The sequence below is a fragment of the Luteimonas soli genome (assembly GCF_042648865.1).
Taxonomy (GTDB): domain Bacteria; phylum Pseudomonadota; class Gammaproteobacteria; order Xanthomonadales; family Xanthomonadaceae; genus Luteimonas; species Luteimonas soli.
Window position 1 is genome coordinate 596,823 of sequence record NZ_JBHRYA010000003.1, and the last position, 21,016, is coordinate 617,838.

General features: G+C 68.7%; 15 protein-coding genes. 4 read left to right on the plus strand and 11 right to left on the minus strand.

The genetic code is table 11. The features are described from left to right. Positions 1-581: 581 nt before the first annotated feature. Positions 582-2,855: a TonB-dependent receptor gene (locus ACFONC_RS05950; protein WP_386742794.1), complete on the minus strand. Its 2,274-nt coding sequence runs from the start codon at positions 2,853-2,855 to the stop codon at positions 582-584. 170 nt (positions 2,856-3,025) lie between these two features. Here ACFONC_RS05950 and ACFONC_RS05955 point away from each other — a divergent pair, with 170 nt between their 5' ends. From ACFONC_RS05955 to ACFONC_RS05970, 4 genes are all read left to right on the plus strand, one after another. Next, the gene (locus tag ACFONC_RS05955) at positions 3,026-4,429 is read left to right on the plus strand and encodes a GntP family permease (protein WP_386742795.1); all 1,404 of its coding nucleotides are present in this window, start codon (positions 3,026-3,028) and stop codon (positions 4,427-4,429) included. Between the two features lie 119 nt (positions 4,430-4,548). After that, a complete protein-coding gene (locus tag ACFONC_RS05960; protein ID WP_386742796.1) occupies positions 4,549-6,567 on the plus strand; it encodes a DUF1800 domain-containing protein in 2,019 nt (672 codons plus the stop codon). Between the two features lie 10 nt (positions 6,568-6,577). Next, positions 6,578-7,930, plus strand: coding sequence for a DUF1501 domain-containing protein (locus ACFONC_RS05965; protein ID WP_386742797.1), 1,353 nt, complete (start codon positions 6,578-6,580; stop codon positions 7,928-7,930). A gap of 240 nt (positions 7,931-8,170) precedes the next feature. Beyond that, positions 8,171-9,475: a hypothetical protein gene (locus tag ACFONC_RS05970; RefSeq protein ID WP_386742798.1), complete on the plus strand. Its 1,305-nt coding sequence runs from the start codon at positions 8,171-8,173 to the stop codon at positions 9,473-9,475. A 95-nt stretch (positions 9,476-9,570) separates the two neighbouring features. On the opposite strand, the gene ACFONC_RS05975 is transcribed toward ACFONC_RS05970, so the two are convergent. The 10 genes from ACFONC_RS05975 to infB all read right to left on the minus strand — a co-directional run bounded on the left by ACFONC_RS05975 (position 9,571) and on the right by infB (position 20,999). Beyond that, on the minus strand, positions 9,571-10,200 hold the full coding sequence (locus ACFONC_RS05975) for a trimeric intracellular cation channel family protein (protein WP_386742799.1): 630 nt from the start codon (positions 10,198-10,200) through the stop codon (positions 9,571-9,573). 304 nt (positions 10,201-10,504) lie between these two features. Next, complete coding sequence (locus tag ACFONC_RS05980) at positions 10,505-12,235, minus strand: chloride channel protein (RefSeq protein ID WP_386742800.1); 1,731 nt, start codon at positions 12,233-12,235, stop codon at positions 10,505-10,507. Next, entirely contained in the window at positions 12,232-12,687 is a 456-nt protein-coding gene (locus ACFONC_RS05985) for a MarR family transcriptional regulator (RefSeq protein WP_386742801.1), read from the minus strand. Before ACFONC_RS05985 ends, ACFONC_RS05980 begins: the two co-directional genes overlap by 4 nt. Before the next feature lie 117 nt (positions 12,688-12,804). Beyond that, positions 12,805-13,260, minus strand: coding sequence for a hypothetical protein (locus tag ACFONC_RS05990; RefSeq protein ID WP_386742802.1), 456 nt, complete (start codon positions 13,258-13,260; stop codon positions 12,805-12,807). Then, positions 13,257-13,892 (minus strand): DUF5671 domain-containing protein, encoded by a 636-nt coding sequence (locus ACFONC_RS05995; RefSeq protein ID WP_386742803.1) that lies wholly within the window; start codon positions 13,890-13,892, stop codon positions 13,257-13,259. The genes ACFONC_RS05990 and ACFONC_RS05995 overlap by 4 nt, the downstream gene beginning before the upstream one ends. 303 nt (positions 13,893-14,195) lie before the next feature. Next, the gene (pnp, locus tag ACFONC_RS06000; protein ID WP_386742804.1) at positions 14,196-16,304 is read right to left on the minus strand and encodes a polyribonucleotide nucleotidyltransferase; all 2,109 of its coding nucleotides are present in this window, start codon (positions 16,302-16,304) and stop codon (positions 14,196-14,198) included. Between the two features lie 126 nt (positions 16,305-16,430). Beyond that, the gene (rpsO, locus tag ACFONC_RS06005; RefSeq protein WP_386742805.1) at positions 16,431-16,691 is read right to left on the minus strand and encodes a 30S ribosomal protein S15; all 261 of its coding nucleotides are present in this window, start codon (positions 16,689-16,691) and stop codon (positions 16,431-16,433) included. A 163-nt stretch (positions 16,692-16,854) separates the two neighbouring features. After that, the gene (gene truB / locus ACFONC_RS06010; RefSeq protein ID WP_386742806.1) at positions 16,855-17,826 is read right to left on the minus strand and encodes a tRNA pseudouridine(55) synthase TruB; all 972 of its coding nucleotides are present in this window, start codon (positions 17,824-17,826) and stop codon (positions 16,855-16,857) included. A gap of 207 nt (positions 17,827-18,033) precedes the next feature. Beyond that, positions 18,034-18,399 (minus strand): 30S ribosome-binding factor RbfA, encoded by a 366-nt coding sequence (rbfA, locus tag ACFONC_RS06015; RefSeq protein ID WP_386742807.1) that lies wholly within the window; start codon positions 18,397-18,399, stop codon positions 18,034-18,036. Continuing rightward, complete coding sequence (gene infB / locus ACFONC_RS06020; RefSeq protein ID WP_386742808.1) at positions 18,399-20,999, minus strand: translation initiation factor IF-2; 2,601 nt, start codon at positions 20,997-20,999, stop codon at positions 18,399-18,401. The genes rbfA and infB overlap by 1 nt, the downstream gene beginning before the upstream one ends. Positions 21,000-21,016 lie beyond the last annotated feature (17 nt).

Consider the following 21,016-nt stretch of genomic DNA (forward strand, 5'->3'; position numbering starts at 1 on the left):
GTCCAAGCGCGCTCCCCCGTCACGGCTGAGCATATCCGCCGGCATTGATCTTCGCGACCGATCAAGCCCTGCATCTGCATAGGCAAACAGCCTGTTCACGGGCTTCGGAGGCAGCGGCGTCCCGGCCGGGGCATGCTCCCCGGCTCGGTCAGGCATCCATGCCTGACTCGCCGCCGCAGGCCATCCATGGCCTGCTATCCGCATACCCCGGTCGGGACGACGCGTCGGTGATTCGCTGTCGATACTTCTTCAAACAACCAACGATCAAGAGCCGTCGGGGGCGTGACCCCGACCTACGCAAACTCCCGCGACCTTCTGTTGCCCTCGCAGGAGCGGCGGAAGCCACGAGCTCTTGCTCCCTCCCCTGCGAAGGCAGGGGAGGGTTGGGGAGGGGTTGCGTGGGCGCGAGCGATGCCTGCGTCCAGTTGCACCTGCGCCGACGCAACCCCCTCCCAGCCTCCCCCTGCCTTCGGGCCAAGAGCAAGCGCTCGCGGCTTCCGCCGCTCCTGCGAGGGCACCGGCTCGAGGTAAAAAAAACGGCGGGCCGAAGCCCGCCGTTGATTCCCATGCACCCATCGAACTCAGAAGAAGTTGTACCGCAGCGACACATACCAGTTGCGCGGCAGGCCGTAGTACGCGGTCTGGATGTTGCCGACGCTGGCGAACTCCTGGCCCTCGGTCTTGTAGTTCTCGTCGGTCAGGTTGCGCACGCCGGCGCGCACCTGCCAGCTGTACTGCGGCGAATCCCACACGCCGTACAGGCCGACCAGGGTGTAGGCCCCCTGGCTGAGCACGTCGCGGTTGTCCACCGACAGCCAGGTCTTGTCGCGGTAGGACACGTCGCCGCCGATGGTCAGCGAACCGGCGTCACCGAGGCTGAAGCCCTGCTGCAGTGCCACCCGCGCGGTGACCTTGGGCGAGAACGGCACGTGGTCGTGGTTGAGGTTCGGGTCGTAGCCCGGGTAGGTCGGGTCGAGGCGGAAATCGTCGAAGCGCGCGTAGTCCGCATCCAGCCAGCCCACCTGCGCGCTGAGCATGGTGGCCTCGCCCAGCAGCGCGCTGCCTTCGAACTCGATGCCCTGGATGTCCAGCTCGGCCGCGTTGAGCACCGGGAACGTACCCACGTCCTGGGACACGCGCGCCTGGAAGTCGCTGTAGTCGCTCTTGAACGCCGCCACGCTGCCGCGCAGGCGGTTGTCGGCGGAGCTTGCCTTCAGGCCGATCTCGTAGGTCCACACGTACTCGGGATCGAACTCGGCATGCTGCGTGTCGTACACCGTGTTGGCCCGCCCGTTGAAGCCGCCCGACTTGAATCCGCGGTTGGCCGACACGTAACCCATCACGTTGTCGCTGAACGCCTTCTGCAGGCTCACCGACGGGGTGACGGCGGTCCAGTCGTGTTCGGCGCTGAAGGCGACGGTCTCATTGAGCGCGCCGAACGGGGCGCCCCAGAACGTGCTGGTGCTGCGATCGTATTCCTTCTTGTCGCGTGTCCAGCGCACGCCGGCAGCCAGCGTCCAGGTCGGCACGAACTCCCAGTTGACGTGGGCGAACGCGGCCACGCTGGTCGTGGTCAGGTCGTCGTCGATCGTGCGCAGGAAGTCGATCGGCATGCCGGCAAGCGCAAACAGGTCGTCGGCATACGCCTCCTGGTGCGACGGCACGTTCTCGCGCATGTAGTAGGCGCCGAAGATGCCATGCAGGTTGCTGCCGTTGTCGTACTGCAGCTGGAACTCCTGGCTGGCCTGGTCCTGGTTCATCGCCACCAGCACGTCGCCAAGCTCGTACTCGGACGCATCGATGTCGATGAACGAATGCGTCTTGAGCTTGCGGTACGAGCTGATGCTCTTGAACAGCCACTGGCTGTTGATGTCCCACTCCATCGACAGCGAACCGCCGGTGTGCTCCAGCGTCTGGCCGTGGCCCGGCGGGTCGAACGAGGTGCGGGCGCGGTAGTCCCAGTCGCCGCTGGAACCCGGGTGCAGCACCACCGGCCCGAGCGCCAGGTCGGTCTGGATCAGCGGCGCCATCGGCCGCCCGAGCGTCAGGGCGACGTCCTGTTCGGTGTGGTCAAGCGACAGGGTGGCGCGGAAGCTGTCGGTCGGCGCGAAGGCCACCTTGGCCCGCAGCGCCTTGGTGTCTTCGTTGTTGAAATGGCGGCCGGTGTCCGGATCGCGCACGTAGCCGTCGTTGCGGATCGACGCGCCGGCGATGCTCGCCGCGACGGTGTCGCTGAGGCTGCCGCTGAGGTAGAAGCGGCCCTCGTTGCGGCCGTAGTCGCCGACCAGCATTTCCACCGAACCACCCTGGTTGTCGAACGGGTTCTTCGTGGTGAGCTTGATCGCGCCGCCGGTGGAGTTCTTGCCGTACAGCGTGCCCTGCGGGCCGCGCAGCACTTCCACCTGGCCGATGTCGAACAGCGAGAACATCGCGCCGTTGATGCGCGAGTAGTACACGTCGTCGACGTACATGCCCACGCCCGGGTCGAAGGTCTGCAGCGCGTCGGGCTGGCCGATGCCGCGGATGAAGACGTTGACGCTGTTCGCCGAGCCGCGGCCCTGCACCATGTTGAGGTTCGGCACCGCGCCCTGCAGGCCGGTGACGTCGCTGGCCTGCAGGTTGGCCAGGTCGTCCTCGCTGAAGGCGCTGACCGCGACCGGGACGTCCTGGATCGACTCGGTGCGGCGGCGCGCGGTCACGGTGACCGCGTCGAGCGTGCGGGCCTCGCTGCTGTCCTGGGTGGCCGGGACAGCGGCCTGCGCCTGCTGCTCCACGGGCTCGGCCTGCTGCTGTGCCCAGGCCGCCGGTGACAGCAGGACGCAACCGATCGCCAGGCTCAAGTGCTTGCGCTTCATCGAATCTCTCTCCCTCAAGGTGCACGCCGCGCGGCATGCGCCGCAGATTGGTCGCAAGGCTATGGCCGCCGCACGGCGTGCGGCATCGTACCTTCGGACAATGGGCCGCCAGGCCATGCGCCGCGACACTCGCCCTCCACGCCGGCCGACTCCGGCGGGTGGAGTCATGGATGTCGTTCCTTATCGTCCTCGCCGCGCTGTGCTTCCTGATGTTCGTCGCCTACCGCGGCCACAGCGTGATCCTGTTCGCGCCGATCGCGGCGCTCGGCGCGGTGCTGCTGACCGACCCGTCGCTGGTCGCGCCGATGTTCACCGGCCTGTTCATGGACAAGATGGTCGGCTTCCTGAAGCTGTACTTCCCCGTGTTCCTGCTGGGCGCGGTGTTCGGCAAGCTGATCGAGATTTCCGGCTTCTCGAAGGCGATCGTGGCGGCCACCATCCGCATCGTCGGCGCGCAGCGGGCGATGCTGTCGATCGTGCTGGTATGCGCGTTGCTGACCTACGGCGGCGTGTCGCTGTTCGTGGTGGTGTTCGCGGTGTATCCGTTCGCGGCCGAGCTGTTCCGCCAGAGCGACATCCCCAAGCGCCTGATCCCCGGCACCATCGCGCTGGGCGCGTTCACCTTCACCATGGACGCGTTGCCGGGCACGCCGCAGATCCAGAACATCATCCCGACCTCGTTCTTCGGCACCAACACCTGGGCCGCACCGTGGCTGGGCACGCTGGGCGGCGTGTTCATCCTGGTCGTGGGCATGCTCTACCTCGACTGGTGCCGGCGCGCCGCGCTCAAGTCCGGCGAAGGCTACGGCGACCCGGCCACGCTGGTGAACGAGCCGGCCGAGTTCACCGGCGGCAAGCTCGCCAACCCCTTCATCGCGATCCTGCCGCTGCTGCTGGTGGGCGTGGCCAACAAGCTGTTCACCGACTGGATCCCCCGGTTCTACGGAGACAGCCACGCCTTCGTGCCGGCCGTGGTCGGCAACGCCGCGCCGGTGGTGCAGGACGTGTCGAAGATCGCCGCGATCTGGGCGGTGGAAGGCGCACTGCTGGTCGGCATCCTCACCGTGATGGCGTTCGCCTGGAAACCGGTGCTGGCGAGTTTCGCCGAAGGCACGAAGAACGCGATCGGCGGCGCGCTGCTGGCGTCGATGAACACCGCGTCCGAGTACGGCTTCGGCGCGGTGATCGCCGCCCTGCCCGGCTTCCTCGTGGTCGCCAACGCGCTGGGGGCGATCCCCAATCCTCTGGTCAACGAAGCGGTCACCGTCACGGCGCTGGCCGGCATCACCGGCTCGGCCTCCGGCGGCATGAGCATCGCGCTGGCGGCGATGTCGGAGACCTTCATCGCCAACGCCGACGCGGCCGGGATCCCGCTGGAAGTGTTCCATCGCGTCGCCGCGATGGCCTCCGGCGGCATGGACACCCTGCCCCACAACGGCGCGGTGATCACGCTGCTCGCGGTCACCGGCCTGACCCACCGCCAGGCCTACAAGGACGTGTTCGCGATCACCATCATCAAGACCCTGGCGGTGTTCGTGGTGATCGGGGTGTTCTACGCCACCGGACTGATCTGAGCCCCCGCGCGGGGCGCCCCCTCCGCGCACCCGGACCCGGCTATGCGAGCGCGGTCACAACCGCGCGGGGATTCACCCCATACTCTCCCTACAGGGAGTTTTCGCTGGGGAAACAGCCAATGTCGAATCCGATGTCGTCCGGCGCGGCGCCTTCCGCGCGCCTTGCCGAAGCCGGCCTGCAGTGCCCGGCGCCCGCCGATTTCCTGTCTCCCGCGGCCACGCCCGCGACCGCGCCGGCGGATCCACCCGTGAAACGCCGGGTTGCCAGCGCCCGCCGCGAGGCCGAAGTGGCCCGCGCCCGCGTGGCCATCGAGCAGCGCTACGGCAACGGCAGGCCACTGCACTACCAGCCCATGCCCGCTGCGCATGCCGAAGCCGCGCCCGCAGCGCCCGACACCTCCGCCATGCCGCCTTCGCGCGCGGCGGTTTCCAACGCGGTCACGACGTTCTTCGACGGCAGCGCCGGCGACCCGGACGGCCACGTCGCGATCGCCGACCCACCCGCGCCCGGCTTCCCCGACGCGCCGTCGATGGGCGGCATGTCCGCACCGCAGCGGATCACCCTGCCCAGGCCGTCGCTGGCGATCCGTGCCCTGGGCAACATGAGCTACGGCGCCACCGCATCCGACATCGCCGCGTTCAACGCGATCGGCAGCAATGACGTCGAGCGCCTGACGCTGTGGGTGGACGACCAGCTCGACTGGGAGGCGATCGACGACAGCGCCGTCGAGTCGCGCCTGGCCGCCGCCGGCTACACCACCCTGGGCAAGAGCCTGAAACAGCTGTGGAGCGAGCACGTGCTCGGCGACCCGGCGTGGGAAGTGCGCATGCGCCCGGCGTGGGAAGTCCAGCGCGCTTCGCTGGTGCGTGCGGTGCATTCGAAGCGCCAGCTGCGTGAGTTGCTGGTGACGTTCTGGCACGACCACTTCAACGTCATGGCCACCGACTACTCGGCGGGCCCGGTGTACGTGCACTACGACCGCGACGTGATCCGCGCCAACGCCTTCGGCAACTTCCGCACCATGCTCGAGGCCGTGGCGCAGAGCACGGCGATGCAGTATTTCCTCGACAACAAGTCCAATACCCGCGCCGGCCCGAACGAGAACTTCGCCCGCGAGCTGATGGAGCTGCACACCTTCGGCAGCGAGAACTACCTGGGCTTCATGGACCCGTTCCAGGTCCCGCCCTGCCCCGAGGACCCGTCGTACCCGATCGGCTACACCGACGTCGATGTGTACGAAACCGCCGCCGCGTTCACCGGCTGGACGATCAAGGACGGCCACTGGGAGTTCCCCACCGAGGACGACGGCACCTTCGTCTACCGCTCCAGCTGGCACGACGCGGGGCCGAAGTTCCCGCTGGGCATGTTCCTCAACCCGGAACAGCCGGCGCTCAAGGACGGCCGCGACATCCTCGACCGCATCGCCAGCCACCCGCGCGTGGCCAAGTTCATCTGCAAGAAGCTGATCCGCCGCTTCTGCGCCGACCGCCCGAGCCAGCAGCTGATCGACAGCGCCGCGGCCGTGTTCCGCGCCAACTGGCAGAAGCCCGACCAGATCAAGCGCACCCTGCGCCATATCCTGCTGTCGGACGCGGCGTTCAACAACTGGGGCCAGAAGCGGCGGCGTCCGTTCGAGGCGGTGGCCGCGGCGCTGCGCCTGTCCGGCAGCGACTGGACGCCGAACGTGGACGACGACAAGAGCGGCGAGTTCGGCTGGCGGATGGGCTTCACCGGCCACACGCCCTATGACTGGCCGGCGCCCAACGGCTACCCGGACACGGCAGTGGCGTGGTCGGGTTCCAACAGCTTCGGCATGACCTGGAAGCTGCTCAACTGGCTGACCGAGACCAGGTCCGCCGACGTGCCGCTGCTGCCGATCCTGGAGGTCACGCGCAGCGGCGTGCCGCAGTGGACGTCGACCAACCTGGTCGACTTCTGGTGCAAGCGCCTGCTCGGCTACCTGCCGGCACGGCGCAGCGTGCTGGTCGACTTCATGCGCCAGAACGGCAGCGCCGGCGAGGTTATCGCCGACACCGACAGCTGGGCCGGCAACGACCTCAAGCGCCACTACAACCAGCAGCGGCTGCGCTCGATGGTGTCGCTGGTGCTGATGTCCCCCGAATTCCTGGCCCGCTGAGGAGCCCGCCATGCCAAGCTCATCCAAGGACCGCCTGCTCCTCGACCGCCGCGAATTCCTCAAGGGCTGCTGCGCGACCGCCGCCGTCGGCGCCGTGGCCGGACCGTCGCTGCTGTTCTCCGATCCCGCGCACGCCGCGGCCAATCCGTACGACACGATCGTGCACGTGTTCCTGCGCGGCGGCATCGACGGGTTGAACCTGGTGCCGCCGGTGTCGGGCAACGACCGCGCCTTCTACGAGGAAGCGCGCCCGGACCTGTCGATCCCCGCCACCGGCACGTATGCCGCGCTGCCGCTCACGCTGTCCAGCGGCGCCGCCACCGGCTTCGGCCTGCACCCGTCGGCCACCGGCCTGCGCGACATCTGGACCGACGGCAAGCTCGCCATCGTCAACAGCTGCGGCCTGCTGACCACGGTCACCCGCAGCCACTTCGACGCCCAGCTCTACCTCGACCTGGGCACGCCCGGCACCAAGGGCGCCGGCACCGGCTGGCTCACCCGCGCCTGGAACTCGCAGCCCGGCGCGCCCGGCAACGCCGCCATGCCCGCGCTCGCGGTCAACAGCCGCACGCCGGCCAACATGCTCGGCTCCACCGAGGCGCTGACGATGGGCAGCCCGTCGGACTTCGCGCTCAATTCCGGCGCCTGGGCCTGGCAGCGCACGCGCGAAGACTCGCCGGCCGGACTCAAGGGCGTCAACGAAACCCTGGCCACCCTGTGGAAAGGCCAGACCGGGCTGGAAGCCTCCGGCCGCAGCGCGGACGCATCGCTGCGCGTGATCGCCGGCCAGCCGTACGCGGACATGCCGGCCACCTGGCCGGACAGCACGTTCGCGCGCCAGCTGTGGACGGTGGCGCAGTCGATCCGCTTCAACCTCGGCATGCGCTACGCCGCGGTCGACCTGGGTGGCTGGGACACCCACGACGGCCAGGGCACGGCCGGCGCCGGCTACCACTACTACCAGAACCAGGTCGCCGACCTGTCGCAGGCGCTGGCCGCGTTCTACGGCGAGCTCAAGACCGGCGGCGAGATCGGCCGGGTGACGGTGGTGGTGCAGTCCGAGTTCGGCCGCCGCGTGCGCCAGAACGGCAGCCGCGGCACCGACCACGGCTACGGCAACCCGCTGCTCGTACTCGGCGGCGCGGTCAACGGCCGCAAGCTCTACGGCAGCTGGAAGGGCCTGGACCCGGAGATCCTCTCGCCCTACTTCGGCGACGTCCCGGTCACCACCGACTTCCGCCGCGTGCTCTCGGAACTGCTGATCCGCCGCATGGGCAACAACCACCTCAGCGCCGTGTTCCCCGGCTACACCGGCTACTCGCCACTGGGTATCGTGCAGGGCAGCGACATGACGCCGGCCTGAAACCGCGAAAGTCCGCCGTAGGTCGGGGCTACGCCCCCGACGGCCTTTGATCCCCCCGCACCGGATCCGGGATCATTCGACGGATATCCAACCCGCGCGCACGTCGGGGGCGTAGCCCCGACCTAAGGCGGCGGGGCGGACCGATGGCGATGCCCATCACTCCGCGCACTCCCTGCCCGGCTCGCACTTGCACCTCGCCACCCGCTTTGCCAGCCTGCACGCTCCGCCTGGGGGAAAACCATGACCGATCCCGTGCCGCCGCCTGCGGACGACGCCACTTCCAGCCTTCCACGCCGGACCACGCCGACCTGGGAAGTCGAGCTGCTGATCTCCGGCGTCGCCATCTTCGCAATGCTGCAGCTGCCGGGCTGGCTGGACGCGCGCTTCTTCGACCTGAGCGCGCGCCTGGACAGCGACTGGAGCCAGCTGCTATTCCTGCTCTACGTCTACCTGATGTGCTGCGCCCTGACGCTCGCCGCGACCTTCGCCATCCACCTGCTGCTGCGCGCGCAGTGGATCGCCGTGGTCGGCATGCACTCGGTATTTCCCGGCGGGATCCACTGGGACCGTCTGCGCATCGGCCCGATCCAGCGCGGGATCGAAGCTGCGCGCTACGGCGATGCCGGGTCCTCGATCGACCGCGCCGACAACCGCGCCACCGTGGTGTTCGCGGTCGGCGTGGCGCTGGCCACGACCTACCTGCTGATCAGCGTGCTGGTGATCGCCTTGTTCGGCCTGGTCTTCGGCCTCCAGGAGATCCTCGGCACTCCGCTGCATGTCGGCACTACGCTGGGCTACCTGGCTGCCGCGGTGGTACTGCCACTGTTCCTGGCTGGCCTCGTCGACAGGCGCCTTGGAGAGCGCTTGCGACGGGACGGCTGGGCCGCACGATTGCTGGACGTCCTGTTCCGCGCCTACGCCCGCCTCGGACTCTCGCAGCGCGCATCCAACCCCACCTTCACCCTGCTTTCCAGCCATGGCGGCGACCGCCTAACGCAGACTGCCACCGTCTTGCTGATGCTTGCGGTCGCGATGATCGTCGGGCTGGTCGCTTTCGCCAACATGAACTCAAGGTTCCCCGGCAACTACGCCGGATTCCCCGAGTTTGCCGACGCGCGGCACACGCTCGCCAGCGCGCACTATGACGACGAGCGCAACCCGCTGCAGGACACCGCCGCGTTCATTCCCAGTGCCATCTCCACCGGGTCCTACCTGCGCCTCACCGTCCCGTACATTCCCACCCGCGACGCCAGCGGGCTGCACGACTGCACCGGGCCGGCGGCCGGTGCCGACAGCGCCTTCGCCTGCCTGCGCCGCATGCACGCGGTGACGCTCGACGGCAAACCGCTCGACCCGGTGCCCTACGAGATCGGCAGCGACCCGCGCACCGACCGCCCCGCACTGGTGGCGATGATCGACGTGCGCGCACTGGCGCCCGGCCGCCACGAACTGCAGGTGGCGCGTGCCGGAGCCGAGCTGCATGACGACGCCGACGGTCATGACGGGAACGCAGCGGAATCCTGGCGTATCCCGTTCTGGCGCTGAAGCCGTAGGTCGGGGCTACGCCCCCGACGGTTTTTTGCTGTAGCGCTGGAGGAATGCGGGCGAAGATCAAGGGCCGTCGGGGGCGTAGCCCCGACCTACGGTTTTCTGTGGGGGGCGAAGCGCGGGAGGTTCCAGCCATGGCGCATGGCCAGGAAGCGCAGGCCGAAGCACAGCCCGATGCCGACCCAGGGCACCCAATCCATCGACAGTCCCAGGCGGACGCCGCCCACCTGCACCACGGCCGCGACGAGCGCGGCGGAGGCGTAGATCTCCTTGCGCAGGATCAGCGGGGTGCGGTTGAGCAGCACGTCGCGCAGCACGCCGCCGCCGACGGCGCTGACGATGCCCATCAGGATCGCGACCTGGGCGTTGTAGCCCAGCGCCAGCGCCTTGTGGGCGCCGAACACGGCGAAGAAGCTCAGCCCCACCGCGTCGAACATCTGCACCGGGTGGTCCAGGCGCTGCAGCAGCGGGTACGCCACCATCGCCAGCGCCGCGGCGACCAGGGCGAGCGTCAGGTAGCGCCAGTCGGTGAGGCCGGCCGGCGGAATCGCGCCGATGCAGACATCGCGGATGATGCCTCCGCCGCAGGCCACCATGAAGGCGATCGCGATAATGCCGAACAGGTCGAGGTTCTTCTGCCGCGCGGCAATCGCGCCGCTGATGGCGAAGGCGAAAGTGCCGGCCATGTCGAGCATGGTGAACAGCAGGAGTTCTTCGTTCACGGATGGGCCCTGCGTGCCTGCGGGATGCTGGCGTGGCTGGTCGCGGCCGGGGGCGCAGGCACTGGATCAGGGGGATGCATCACGCCTCCATTGCATGAATACGTGGGCCGGGGCGATGCAAGCCTAACCTTCCGCGGGGTGGGTCGCCATGTTTGGCGGCCGGAGAACCTCCAGGCAGTTGCTTGTTCGCTCGTCATTCCCGCGAAAGCGGGAATGACGACGGAAAGGCGGATGACGTCGAAGGAAGGGATGTGGACGGAGGGGGATAACGAAGGGAGGGACGACGTTCGGCGGTGGGCGTTTGCTAGCGGCGGAGGAAGCGTTCGCGGCGGGACTCTTCTTCGTGCAGCTGTTGGGCGGGCTTGAGCAGGTCGCTGCGGCTGACCACGCCGAGCAGCTTCTGCGACTGCTCGGACTCCACCACCGGCAGCCGCTGCAGGCCAAGCGCCGCCATGCGCGAGGCCACGGCGCGGCAGGTTTCCTGGGCCAGCGCGTGCGGGGCGGCGATGCCCTGCAGCAGTTCGCCCACAGGCTGCGTTTCGTCTTGCACCACGTCGGGCGGCAGGTCGTCGCGGTCGATCATGCCGACCAGACGGTCTTCGTCGACCACCGGATAGGCGCGATGCTTCTGGCCGACGCCAAAGTAGCGCGCCTGCACTTCGGGCACCGGCGTGGATGCCGGGATCGTCACCGCATCGGCGGTCATCACCTCGCTGACGAAGTGGCGCTCGAGCGGGTCGACACCGTACTCGCGATACACGTGCAGGCCACGGCGGGCGATCTTCTCGGTGAGGATCGAGCGCGGCATCGCGACCACCGAAAACCCGTAGGCCACCACGCAGCCCAGGATCGTCGGCAGCAGCGCGTTGGTGTCCCAGGTCAGCTCGAACGCGAACACCACCGCCATGAGAGGCGCGCGCATGGTGCCGCCGAGCGTGGCAGCCATGCACACCAGCGCCCACAGCCGCACGTCGCCGCCGGGCAGCCACGGCCCGAGCACGCAGCCCAGCCCGGCGCCGATCATCAGCAGCGGCGCGAGGATGCCGCCGGACGTGCCGGAGCCCAGCGCGACCACCCAGATCACCGCCTTCACCAGCACCAATGCGACCACGACCTGCAGGGCGAGTTCATCGGCCAGCAGGTCGCCGATCACGTCGTAACCCACGCCCAGCGCGCGCGGCTCCAGCCAGCCGCCCAGGCCCACCACCAGCCCGCCCAGCGCCGGCCACCACATCCAGTGGATCGGCAGGCGACCGAAGGCGTCCTCGACCTTGTACAGGATGCTGCTCATCGCGGTGCACAGCATCCCGCAGGCAAGTCCCGCGGCCACGCACGACACCAGCGCGATGGTGTCGGCGGGCGGCGTCTGCATCGCGAACAGCGGCCCGGCCTCGGCCCACAGCGGGCGCAGGAAGCCGGCCACCGTGCACGCGAGCGCCACCGGCAGCAGGCTGCGCGGGCGCAGTTCGAACAGCAGCAGTTCCACCGCCAGCAGGATCGCCGCCAGCGGAGTGCCGAACACCGCGGTCATGCCCGCGCATGCACCGGCGACCAGCAAGGCCTTGCGCTCGGCCGAGGTCAGGTGGAAAGCCTGCGCCAGCAGGGATGCCGCGGCGCCGCCGGTCATGATCACCGGGCCTTCGGCGCCGAACGGGCCGCCGCTGCCGATCACCACGCCCGACGACAGCGGCTTGAGCACGGCGACCTTGGCCGACATCTGGCTCTTGCCGAACAGGATCGCCTCCAGCGCCTCGGGGATGCCATGGCCGCGGATCTTGTCGCTGCCGTAGCGCGCCATCAGCCCGACGATCAGGCCGCCGAGCGCGGGCACGACGATCACCCACGCACCGAGCGTGTTGTCGGCCGGCGACGTCTCGGCCAGCGACAGCGTCTGGTAGAAGAACAGGTTGGTGAAGAAGCGGATCATCGCCAGCAGCAGCCACGCGCCGAGCGTGCTCAGCCCACCGATCACCACCGCGAAGGCGGACAGCAGCAACAGGCGATTGCTGCCGGAAAAATCACGTTTGTGCATCATCGATCGCCACCCCTTGCCTGTTTGCCGTGCCGCGCGCGCGACTGCGCGCCGACCGCCTCGCCCGCCGCGCTGGCTGCGCGGAACACGTCGTCCATCCCCGCCAGCGCCTCGGCGTGGCAGCGGGCGACGCGGCGCACCAGCGCCCGCGCGCGCGCCGTGGGCCGGATCTCCACGCAGCGTGCATCGCTGCGGCTGCGCCGCTTGGCGACCAGGCCATTGCGCTCGCAGCGCTGCACCAGCGCGACGGTCGCCTGGTGGCTGGCCTGCAGGCGTTCGGCCAGCTCGCCGACCGTGCCCCAGCTGCGTCCGTGGAAGCCGTGCAGGTGCAGCAGCAACAGGTACTGCGCCGGAGTCACGCCCTCGGCGCGCGCGGCCGACTCGCTGAAGTGCAGGAACTGCGCTAGCCGGAAGCGGAACTCCGACAGGGCCTCGAACTGCGGTTTTCCAAGCATGCGCGGCGCCGGCGGGACGGGCGCGGAATATACAACATCGTTGTGTATCTGGCCAAGGCGCCGGCAGGAAACGACTGCTGTCGTGAGTTCATCATGGACCGGCGTGTCGTGCGCCGCTCAGGGTGCGGTGGAATCGGCGGTCGCCCGATCCTTGTCCTCGATGCGGAACGTGAAGCAATGGCGCCCGGTACCATGGGCCCATTCGATGCCCTGCCAGTTCCGTCGCGCCTTGCGGGTCGCGCTGTCGGTAGCGAAGCTCGCGCAGAGTTCGAATGCGTCGGCGCCGGTGCGCCGGTACTCGTAGGGCGCACCGGTTTGCGGATCGGCCAGGTCGAGCGCGACGCCGGGGCGTGCGTCGATGGTTGCGAGGTCGTCGGGCAGGCTGCCTTCATCGTTCCGGTACAGGCGGACGGCGGCCTCGATCGAACGCAGGTCCTGGACGCGCTGTTCGTCGATCCGCATCTGGCGCTGCTCGCCGGGCGAACCCATGACCGCGATTGCGCCGACCACCGTCGCGACGACCACGAGGCCGGCCAGCACCAGCAGCCACTGCCCGACCGGACGCGCGCTCACGGTTCCACCTCTTCGCGGCGCAGGTCCCACAGGTAGTAGCCGAACACGCCGCCGGCGATCAGGCCCACCACCAGCACCTTGAGCACGAAGCGCATGCTCAGTTCGCCACCGAGCAGGTTGTAGACGAGCGTGGTGACGTCGCAGATCAGGGCGACGGCCGCGAGGAACAGGGTCAGGTAGGTCAGCCAGCGGCGCACGGGCGAGAGGCGCTTGATCGGCTGGCGTTCGGTTTCGCGCGCCAAGTGGCGCGCGAGCAGCACGAAGACCGGGAAGGCGATGATCACCGACGCCGTGGACCAGCGCATCGAGGAGCCGAAGTAGCCGCGGCCGGAGGCGGCATCCGGGAATGCGGCGTTGATCAGATCGAACAGCAGGCTGCCGACGTGGAATGCGGCGTAGTACAGCGAGGCGAACAGGACCAAGTAGAGGAAGGCTTCGCGCGCGGACAGCGAGGCGCGCGGGCGTGGCACGGGGACGGGGAAATCGACGTCCGCATAGGCAGACAGCACGTCGCGGGTTTGCGCTTCGGTCCAGCCCGCCGCAGCAAGCGCCTGTGCGATCGCTTCGCGCGACTGCCCGCGAGTCAGCGCTTCGCGGACGAAGGTTTCGAGTTCCTGTGCTCCTGCGGCCATGCGGGCGCTCCGTGGTCGGGTGCGGGCGACTTTAGCAGGGCCCGGCCTGGTGGCGATCTGGCTTCGATGCGGAGAGGACGCACTCGATATCCGGGAGCCGTAGGTCGGGGCTACGTCCCCGACGGCTTTTCGCGGGGCGTCGGGGGCGTAGCCCCGACCTACGGTGGGTTCGTGGGGCGTCGGGGGCGTAGCCCCGACCTGCGGCGGGGTTCGCGGGTGTCGAGGGCGTGGCCCCGACGTGCGGCCAAAGAAAAAGCGGGCCGAGGCCCGCTTTTCCGGATTGCACTGCGATGTCGCGACGGCTTATTCGGCCGTGGCGCCCTCGCCTTCCTCGACGGCCTTCATCGACAGGCGGATGCGGCCCTGCTTGTCGACTTCCAGCACCTTGACCTTGACGATGTCGCCTTCCTTGAGCTTGTCGGAGACCTTCTCGACGCGCTCGTTGGAGATCTGCGATACGTGCACCAGGCCGTCCTTGCCGGGGGAGATGGTGACGAAGGCGCCGAAGTCCATCAGCTTGACGACCTTGCCCTCGTAGATCCGGCCCGGCTCGACGTCGGAGGTGATCTGCTCGATGCGGTCCTTGGCGGCCTTGCCGGCGGCGGCGTCGACCGAGGCGATGGTGATGGTGCCGTCGTCCTGGATGTCGATCTGGGTGCCGGTTTCCTTGGTGATCGCCTGGATGACCGAGCCGCCCTTGCCGATCACTTCGCGGATCTTGTCGGGGTGGATCTTGATGGTGATCAGGCGCGGCGCGAAGTCGCTCAGCTCCGGGCGCGGCGCGGTCAGCGCGTTGGCCATCTCGCCGAGGATGTGCAGGCGGCCCTGCTTGGCCTGGGCCAGCGCGACCTTCATGATCTCCTCGGTGATGCCCTGGATCTTGATGTCCATCTGCAGGGCGGAGATGCCGCTCTCGGTGCCGGCGACCTTGAAATCCATGTCGCCCAGGTGGTCCTCGTCACCGAGGATGTCGGACAGCACGACGAAGTCGTCGCCTTCCTTCACCAGGCCCATGGCGATGCCCGCGACCGGCGCCTTGATCGGCACGCCGGCGTCCATCAGCGACAGCGAGCTGCCGCAGACCGAGGCCATCGACGAGGAGCCGTTCGACTCGGTGATCTCCGAGACGACGCGGATGGTGTACGGGAACTCTTCCATCGTCGGCATCACGGCGAGCACGCCGCGCTTGGCAAGGCGGCCGTGGCCGATCTCGCGGCGCTTCGGGCCCATCATGCGGCCGGCTTCACCGACCGAGTACGGCGGGAAGTTGTAGTGGAACAGGAAGTGTTCCTTGTACTCGCCGGAGACGGCGTCGATGATCTGGCCATCGCGCGCGGTGCCGAGCGTGGTGACCACGATGGCCTGGGTCTCGCCGCGGGTGAACAGCGCCGAGCCGTGGGTGCGCGGTAGCACGCCGACCTTGGAAGCGATCGGGCGCACGGTGTCGAGCGCGCGGCCGTCGATGCGGACCCTGGTGCTCAGCACCGAGCCGCGCATGGTTTCGTACTCGAGCTCGCTGAACTGCTTGGAGACTTCGGCCGGGTTCCAGCCGTTGGCTTCGATCTGCTCGGCCAGGCCGGCGACCACTTCCTTCTTCAGCGCCGAGATGGCGTCCTTGCGCTCGAGCTTGTCGCGCACCGAGAACGCCTGCGTCAGGCGGTCGCCGATGGCGGCCTTGAGCGCGGCGACCATGTTGGCGTCGGCGGCGGGGGCTTCCCACATCCACTTCGGCTTGCCGGCTTCGGCGACGAGCTCGTTGATCGCGTTGATCGCGGCCTGCATCTGCTGGTGGCCGAACATCACGGCGCCGAGCATCACGTCTTCCGACAGCTCCTGGGCTTCGGATTCGACCATCAGCACCGCGTTGGCGGTACCGGCGACGACGAGCTCGAGCTTGGAGTCGACCAGTTCGGTCTTCGTGGGGTTGAGCAGGTACTGGCCGTCCTTGTAGCCGACCTTGGCGGCGCCGATCGGGCCGCCGAACGGCGCGCCGGACAGCGCCAGCGCGGCGGACGCGCCGATCAGGGCCGGGATGTCGCCGTCGACTTCCGGGTTCATCGACATCACGGTGGCGATGACCTGGACTTCGTTGCGGAAACCGTCGGGGAACAGCGGACGGATCGGGCGGTCGATCAGGCGCGAGATCAGGGTTTCCTTCTCCGTGGCGCGGCCTTCGCGCTTGAAGAAGCCGCCCGGAATGCGGCCGCCTGCGTAGAACTTCTCCTGGTAGTCGACGGTGAGCGGGAAGAAGTCCTGCCCCTCGCGCGCGGTCTTGTTGGCGACTGCGCTGACCAGCAGCACGGTGCCGTCGACCGAAACGATGACGGCGCCGCCGGCCTGGCGGGCGATCTCACCGGTCTCGATCGTGTACGTCTGGTTGCCGTACTGGAAGCTCTTGGTAACTTTTGCCACGTGTGTATTCCTTGGATGACTCTTGCGATGAACCGGAAGGAGGCCCTTGCCGCCGACCGGGCGGATCGCGCGAAGCGATCCAAAAAAGAACCGCGGCGCATTGCTGCGCCGCGGTGTCGTCCGGGGTTACCGGCGCAGGCCGAGCTTCTCGATGAGCGCCTTGTAGCGCGCGGCATCCTTGCGGTGCAGGTAATCGAGCAGGCTGCGGCGGCGGTTGACCATCTGCAGCAAGCCACGACGGCTGTGGTGGTCGTGCTTGTGGGTCTTGAAGTGCTCGGTCAGGTGCACGATGCGGGCGGTGAGCAGGGCGACCTGGACTTCCGGCGAGCCGGTGTCGTTGTCGCCGCGCTTGTGTTCGTTGATGACGGTGCTGGTATCGATGGACATCTGGTGTCTGCCTCTGGGTAGATGCGTGGCTTGCAGGAACGCGACGCCATGCCGTTGCATGGCCTGCGCACCGCTCGGCTCGCCGTTTGCTTGGGGGTGTCGTGGTGCGAAAGTGCTTGAAAAAGCCGCAAAATTGTAGCGCCTGGCGGCACCGGTCACAAGCTCAGGGAACCTGAACTGCCGGGCTGTCCGGCTGGGCGCAGGCCCAGCTGAACAAGCGCTGCGGCCGCAACCGCCCCTCGCCGTCCACCTCGCCCAGCCCCAGCGCCCGCCCGCCCGGGTCGAAGATCGCCACCGCCCCCTGCGGATGGAAGCCCCCGGCGACGCCCTGCCCGTGCGACAGCCGGGCCGCCTGCGCCGCGTCGACCTCGACCTCCGGCCACGAGGCCATGCCGCTTTCCACCGGCAGCAGGCAGGCATCGAGCCCGCGTTCGCCTCGTTCGGCCAGCGCCTGCAGGGCCTCGATCGTCCACAGCCGTGGCTCGCGGAAGGGATCGACCCACAGCCGCCGCAGCTCCGCGACGTGCGCGCCGCAGCCCAGGATTTCGCCCAGGTCGCGGATCAGGCTGCGCACGTAGGTGCCCGACCCGCATTCGACCCGCAGGCGCAGCAGCGGCTGCCCGGCGTCGAGCAGGTCGGCCGCCGACTGCAGCTCGAAGGCGTGCACGTCGATCTCGCGCTCCTCGACTTCCACCACCTCGCCGCGCCTCGCCTTCGCGTACAGCGGCTCGCCGCCGCGCTTGAGTGCCGAGTAGATCGGCGGGCGCTGGCGGATGCGGCCAGTGAGCGTGAGCAGCGCGGCGTCGATGGTGTCGATGGACAGCGCGGGCACCGGTCGTTCGCGCAATGGCTGGCCGTCGGCGTCGTCGGTGTCGGTGACGATGCCCAGCCGCGCGACCGCGTCGTAGGCCTTGCGTGCGCCAAGCAGGCCGCCGGCGATCTTGGTCGCCTCGCCGAAGCAGACCGGCAGCAGGCCCGTCGCCAGCGGATCGAGGCTGCCGGTATGCCCGGCCTTGCGTGCGCGGAACAGGTGGCGCACCCGCTGCAGCGCCTGGTTGGAGCTGAGCCCGCGCGGCTTGTCCAGCAGCAGGATGCCGTCGAGGCTGCGGAACCGGGTGCGCGGCGGTTTGCTCATGCAGACATTGTAGATGCGAGCCGCATGCCAAAGCTCTTGCAGGAGCGGCTTTCGTAGGATGGGTAGAGCGAAGCGAAACCCATCATCGCGCATGGTGTTATCGCGTGGAGCGATGGGTTTCGCTTCGCTCTACCCATCCTACGGGTTGGTGCACGTCGGTCCGATGCAATCGCCGGCGGGTAAGGCCGTCGGGGGCGTAGCTCCGGCCTACGGCTCGTCGTCGCCAGTGTCGGGCAGGTCGCGCAGCAGGTTGTCGATGCGTTCGCCGCGGTCGACCGAATCGTCGTAGTGGAAGTGCAGCTCCGGCACGTGGCGCAGATTCACCGCGCGCGCGAGCCGGTAACGCACTTCCGGCGCGACGGCCTTGAGCCCCTTCATCGCTTCGGCCGCACGCTCGGGCTGCAGCGCGGTGACGAACACCTTGGCGTGCGCCAGATCGCGCGTGACTTCCACGTCCGAAACGCTGACCGACGGCAGGCCATGCTCGGCCACCGCATCGCGCACCAGCGTGCCCAGCTCGCGGCGGAGCTGGGCGGAAACGCGATCGGTGCGATGGAAGGACTTCTGCGGCATCAGAGCGTGCGCTGGACTTCGATGCGCTCGAAGCACTCGATCTGGTCGCCCGGCTGCACGTCGTTGTACTGCTTCACGCCGATGCCGCACTCCGTGCCGCTGCGGACCTCGTCGACGTTCTCCTTGAAGCGGCGCAGGGATTCCAGCTCGCCCTCGAAGATCACGGTGTTGTCGCGCAGCACGCGGATCGGCTTGTTGCGCTTGACCACGCCCTCCACGACCATGCAGCCGGCCACCGCGCCGAACTTGGAGCTGCGGAACACGTCGCGGACCTCGGCCGTGCCGATGATCTCTTCGCGGATCTCGACGCCGAGGATGCCCGAAGCGACCTGCTTCACCTGGTCGATCACGTCGTAGATGATCGAGAAATAGCGCAGGTCAACGCCGTTGCCCTCGATCACCTTGCGCGCCGAGGCGTCGGCGCGGACGTTGAAGCCGATCAGCGTGGCCTTGGAGGTCGCGGCCAGCTGCGCGTCGGACTCGGTGATGCCACCCACGCCCGAACCGATCACGTTGATCCGGATCTGGTCGTTGGACAGGCCGGTCAGCGCCTGGGTCAGCGCCTGCACCGAGCCCTGCACGTCGGCCTTGATGATCAGCGGCAGGCTGAGCTGGCCGGTGCCTTCGCCCATCTGCGCCATGATGTCTTCCATGCGGTTGCCCGCCTGGTTGACCAGGCGCGTCTCGCGGCGCTTGGCGTCGCGCTGCTGCGCGACTTCCTTGGCCAGGCGCTCGTCCTCGACCACCACGAAGTCGTCGCCCGCATCGGGGACGCCCGACAGACCCAGCACCTGCACCGGGATCGACGGACCCGCGGTGGGCACCTGCTTGCCGTTCTCGTCAAACAGGGCACGCACGCGGCCGTACTGCACGCCGCACACCAGGTAGTCGCCCTTGCCAAGCTGGCCCTGCTGCACCAGCACTGTCGCCACCGGGCCGCGGCCCTTGTCGAGCGAGGATTCGATCACCACGCCGGTCGCGCGCCCCTCGGCCACGGCCTGGAGCTCCAGCACCTCGGCCTGCAGCGAGATCGCGTCGAGCAGGTTGTCCACGCCCTGCCCGGTCTTGGCCGAAAGTTCGACCATCTGGGTGTCGCCGCCGAACTCCTCGGCCACCACGTCCTGGCCGAGCAGTTCGTTCTTGACCCGCGACGGGTCGGCTTCGGACTTGTCGATCTTGTTGATCGCGACGATCAGCGGCACGCCGGCCGCCCGGGCATGCTGGACGCCCTCGATCGTCTGCGGCATCACGCCATCGTCGGCCGCGACCACCAGCACCACGATGTCGGTGAGCTTCGCGCCGCGCGCTCGCATCGAAGTGAACGCTGCGTGGCCGGGGGTGTCGAGGAAGCTGATGACGCCCTTGTCGGTTTCGACGTGGTACGCACCGATGTGCTGGGTGATGCCACCTGCCTCGCCAGTGGCGACCTTGGTCCGGCGGATGTAGTCGAGCAGCGAAGTCTTGCCGTGGTCGACGTGGCCCATGATCGTGACCACCGGCGGACGGGCGGCCTTGTCGCCCTGCACGTTCTCGACATGCGCGAGCAGTTCGCTCTCGGCGTCGTCTGCGTCGGCGCGCACCGCGGTGTGGCCCAGTTCTTCGGTGACCAGCACCGCGGTGTCGTGGTCGATGCTCTGGGTGATGGTCGCCATGACGCCCATCTTGAACAGCGCCTTGACCACGTCGCCGCCCTTCATCGCCAGCTTCTGGGCGAGGTCGGCCACGGTGATCGCCTCGCCGATCGCCACTTCGCGCACGACCGGCGCGGTGGGCCGGGTGAAGCCGGTGCCGGTGCGGGCCTGGTCGCGGTTCTGGCGCGTGGCACGGGACTTGGGACGCGCGGTGGTGCGCCGCGCGCGGTCGGCCGCGGACAGGTGCAACTGCCCGGCGAAGCGCGCGGCGCTCTCGTCGTCTTCGACCCCTGCGACCATCGCATGCGAACCGCGGGTCTTGTGCTTGTGCCCGCCGCGGTCGTCGCCGCGCGGCGCGGCCGGCTTCGGGTGCCCGTGGCCGTGCGGCTTGCGCGGGGCGGCTTCGTCCTCGGGGGGCACCGCGGCTGCGGCCGCGGCCATTTCCGCCTCGACGCGCAGGCGCTCGGCTTCCTGTTCTTCCTTGCGCTTGCGTTCGGCGGCCTCCTCGACGCGACGCTTGTCCTCTTCGGCCAGGCGCTGCTGCTCGGTCAGGTTGCGCAGCCGCGATTCCTCGAGCTTGCGCAGGATCTCGGCGCGCTCGTCGTCGCCGGCCGCGGCTGCGGCCGCCGGCGTTGCCTCGGCAGCGGCTTCGCCCGGCTTGACCAGCGTGACCTTCTTGCGCACGACGACATCGACCGTGGAACGGTTCTTGCCGCCGCCGACGGTGAGCTCCTGCTTGCGGCTGCGGCTGAGCGTGATCTTCTTCGGTACGACCGCATCCTCGGCAGCCTTGTCGGCCTTGCCGTGGGTGCGGCGCAGGAAGCCCAGAAGCTTGACCTTCTCGGTGCTGGAGACGACCTGGTCCGGATCGCTGAAGTTCATGCCGGCCTCGGCCAGCTGCTCCAGCAATTTCTCGACCGGCGTGTTCACCAGTGCGGCAAGCTTGCGGATGGTGGTTTGCTGCGACATTCGGTTTCCGTGTCCTT

Bases quoted from the DNA above. Each gene is read 5' to 3' on its own strand.
- ACFONC_RS05960 (WP_386742796.1), top strand. From the start codon at position 4,549: ATGTCGAATCCGATGTCGTCCGGCGCGGCGCCTTCCGCGCGCCTTGCC.
- ACFONC_RS05985 (WP_386742801.1), bottom strand. From the start codon at position 12,687: ATGCTTGGAAAACCGCAGTTCGAGGCCCTGTCGGAGTTCCGCTTCCGG.
- ACFONC_RS05955 (WP_386742795.1), top strand. From the start codon at position 3,026: ATGTCGTTCCTTATCGTCCTCGCCGCGCTGTGCTTCCTGATGTTCGTC.
- ACFONC_RS05995 (WP_386742803.1), bottom strand. From the start codon at position 13,892: ATGGCCGCAGGAGCACAGGAACTCGAAACCTTCGTCCGCGAAGCGCTG.
- ACFONC_RS05950 (WP_386742794.1), bottom strand. From the start codon at position 2,855: ATGAAGCGCAAGCACTTGAGCCTGGCGATCGGTTGCGTCCTGCTGTCA.
- ACFONC_RS05970 (WP_386742798.1), top strand. From the start codon at position 8,171: ATGACCGATCCCGTGCCGCCGCCTGCGGACGACGCCACTTCCAGCCTT.
- ACFONC_RS05980 (WP_386742800.1), bottom strand. From the start codon at position 12,235: ATGATGCACAAACGTGATTTTTCCGGCAGCAATCGCCTGTTGCTGCTG.
- rpsO (WP_386742805.1), bottom strand. From the start codon at position 16,691: ATGTCCATCGATACCAGCACCGTCATCAACGAACACAAGCGCGGCGAC.
- ACFONC_RS05965 (WP_386742797.1), top strand. From the start codon at position 6,578: ATGCCAAGCTCATCCAAGGACCGCCTGCTCCTCGACCGCCGCGAATTC.
- rbfA (WP_386742807.1), bottom strand. From the start codon at position 18,399: ATGCCGCAGAAGTCCTTCCATCGCACCGATCGCGTTTCCGCCCAGCTC.
- truB (WP_386742806.1), bottom strand. From the start codon at position 17,826: ATGAGCAAACCGCCGCGCACCCGGTTCCGCAGCCTCGACGGCATCCTG.
- infB (WP_386742808.1), bottom strand. From the start codon at position 20,999: ATGTCGCAGCAAACCACCATCCGCAAGCTTGCCGCACTGGTGAACACG.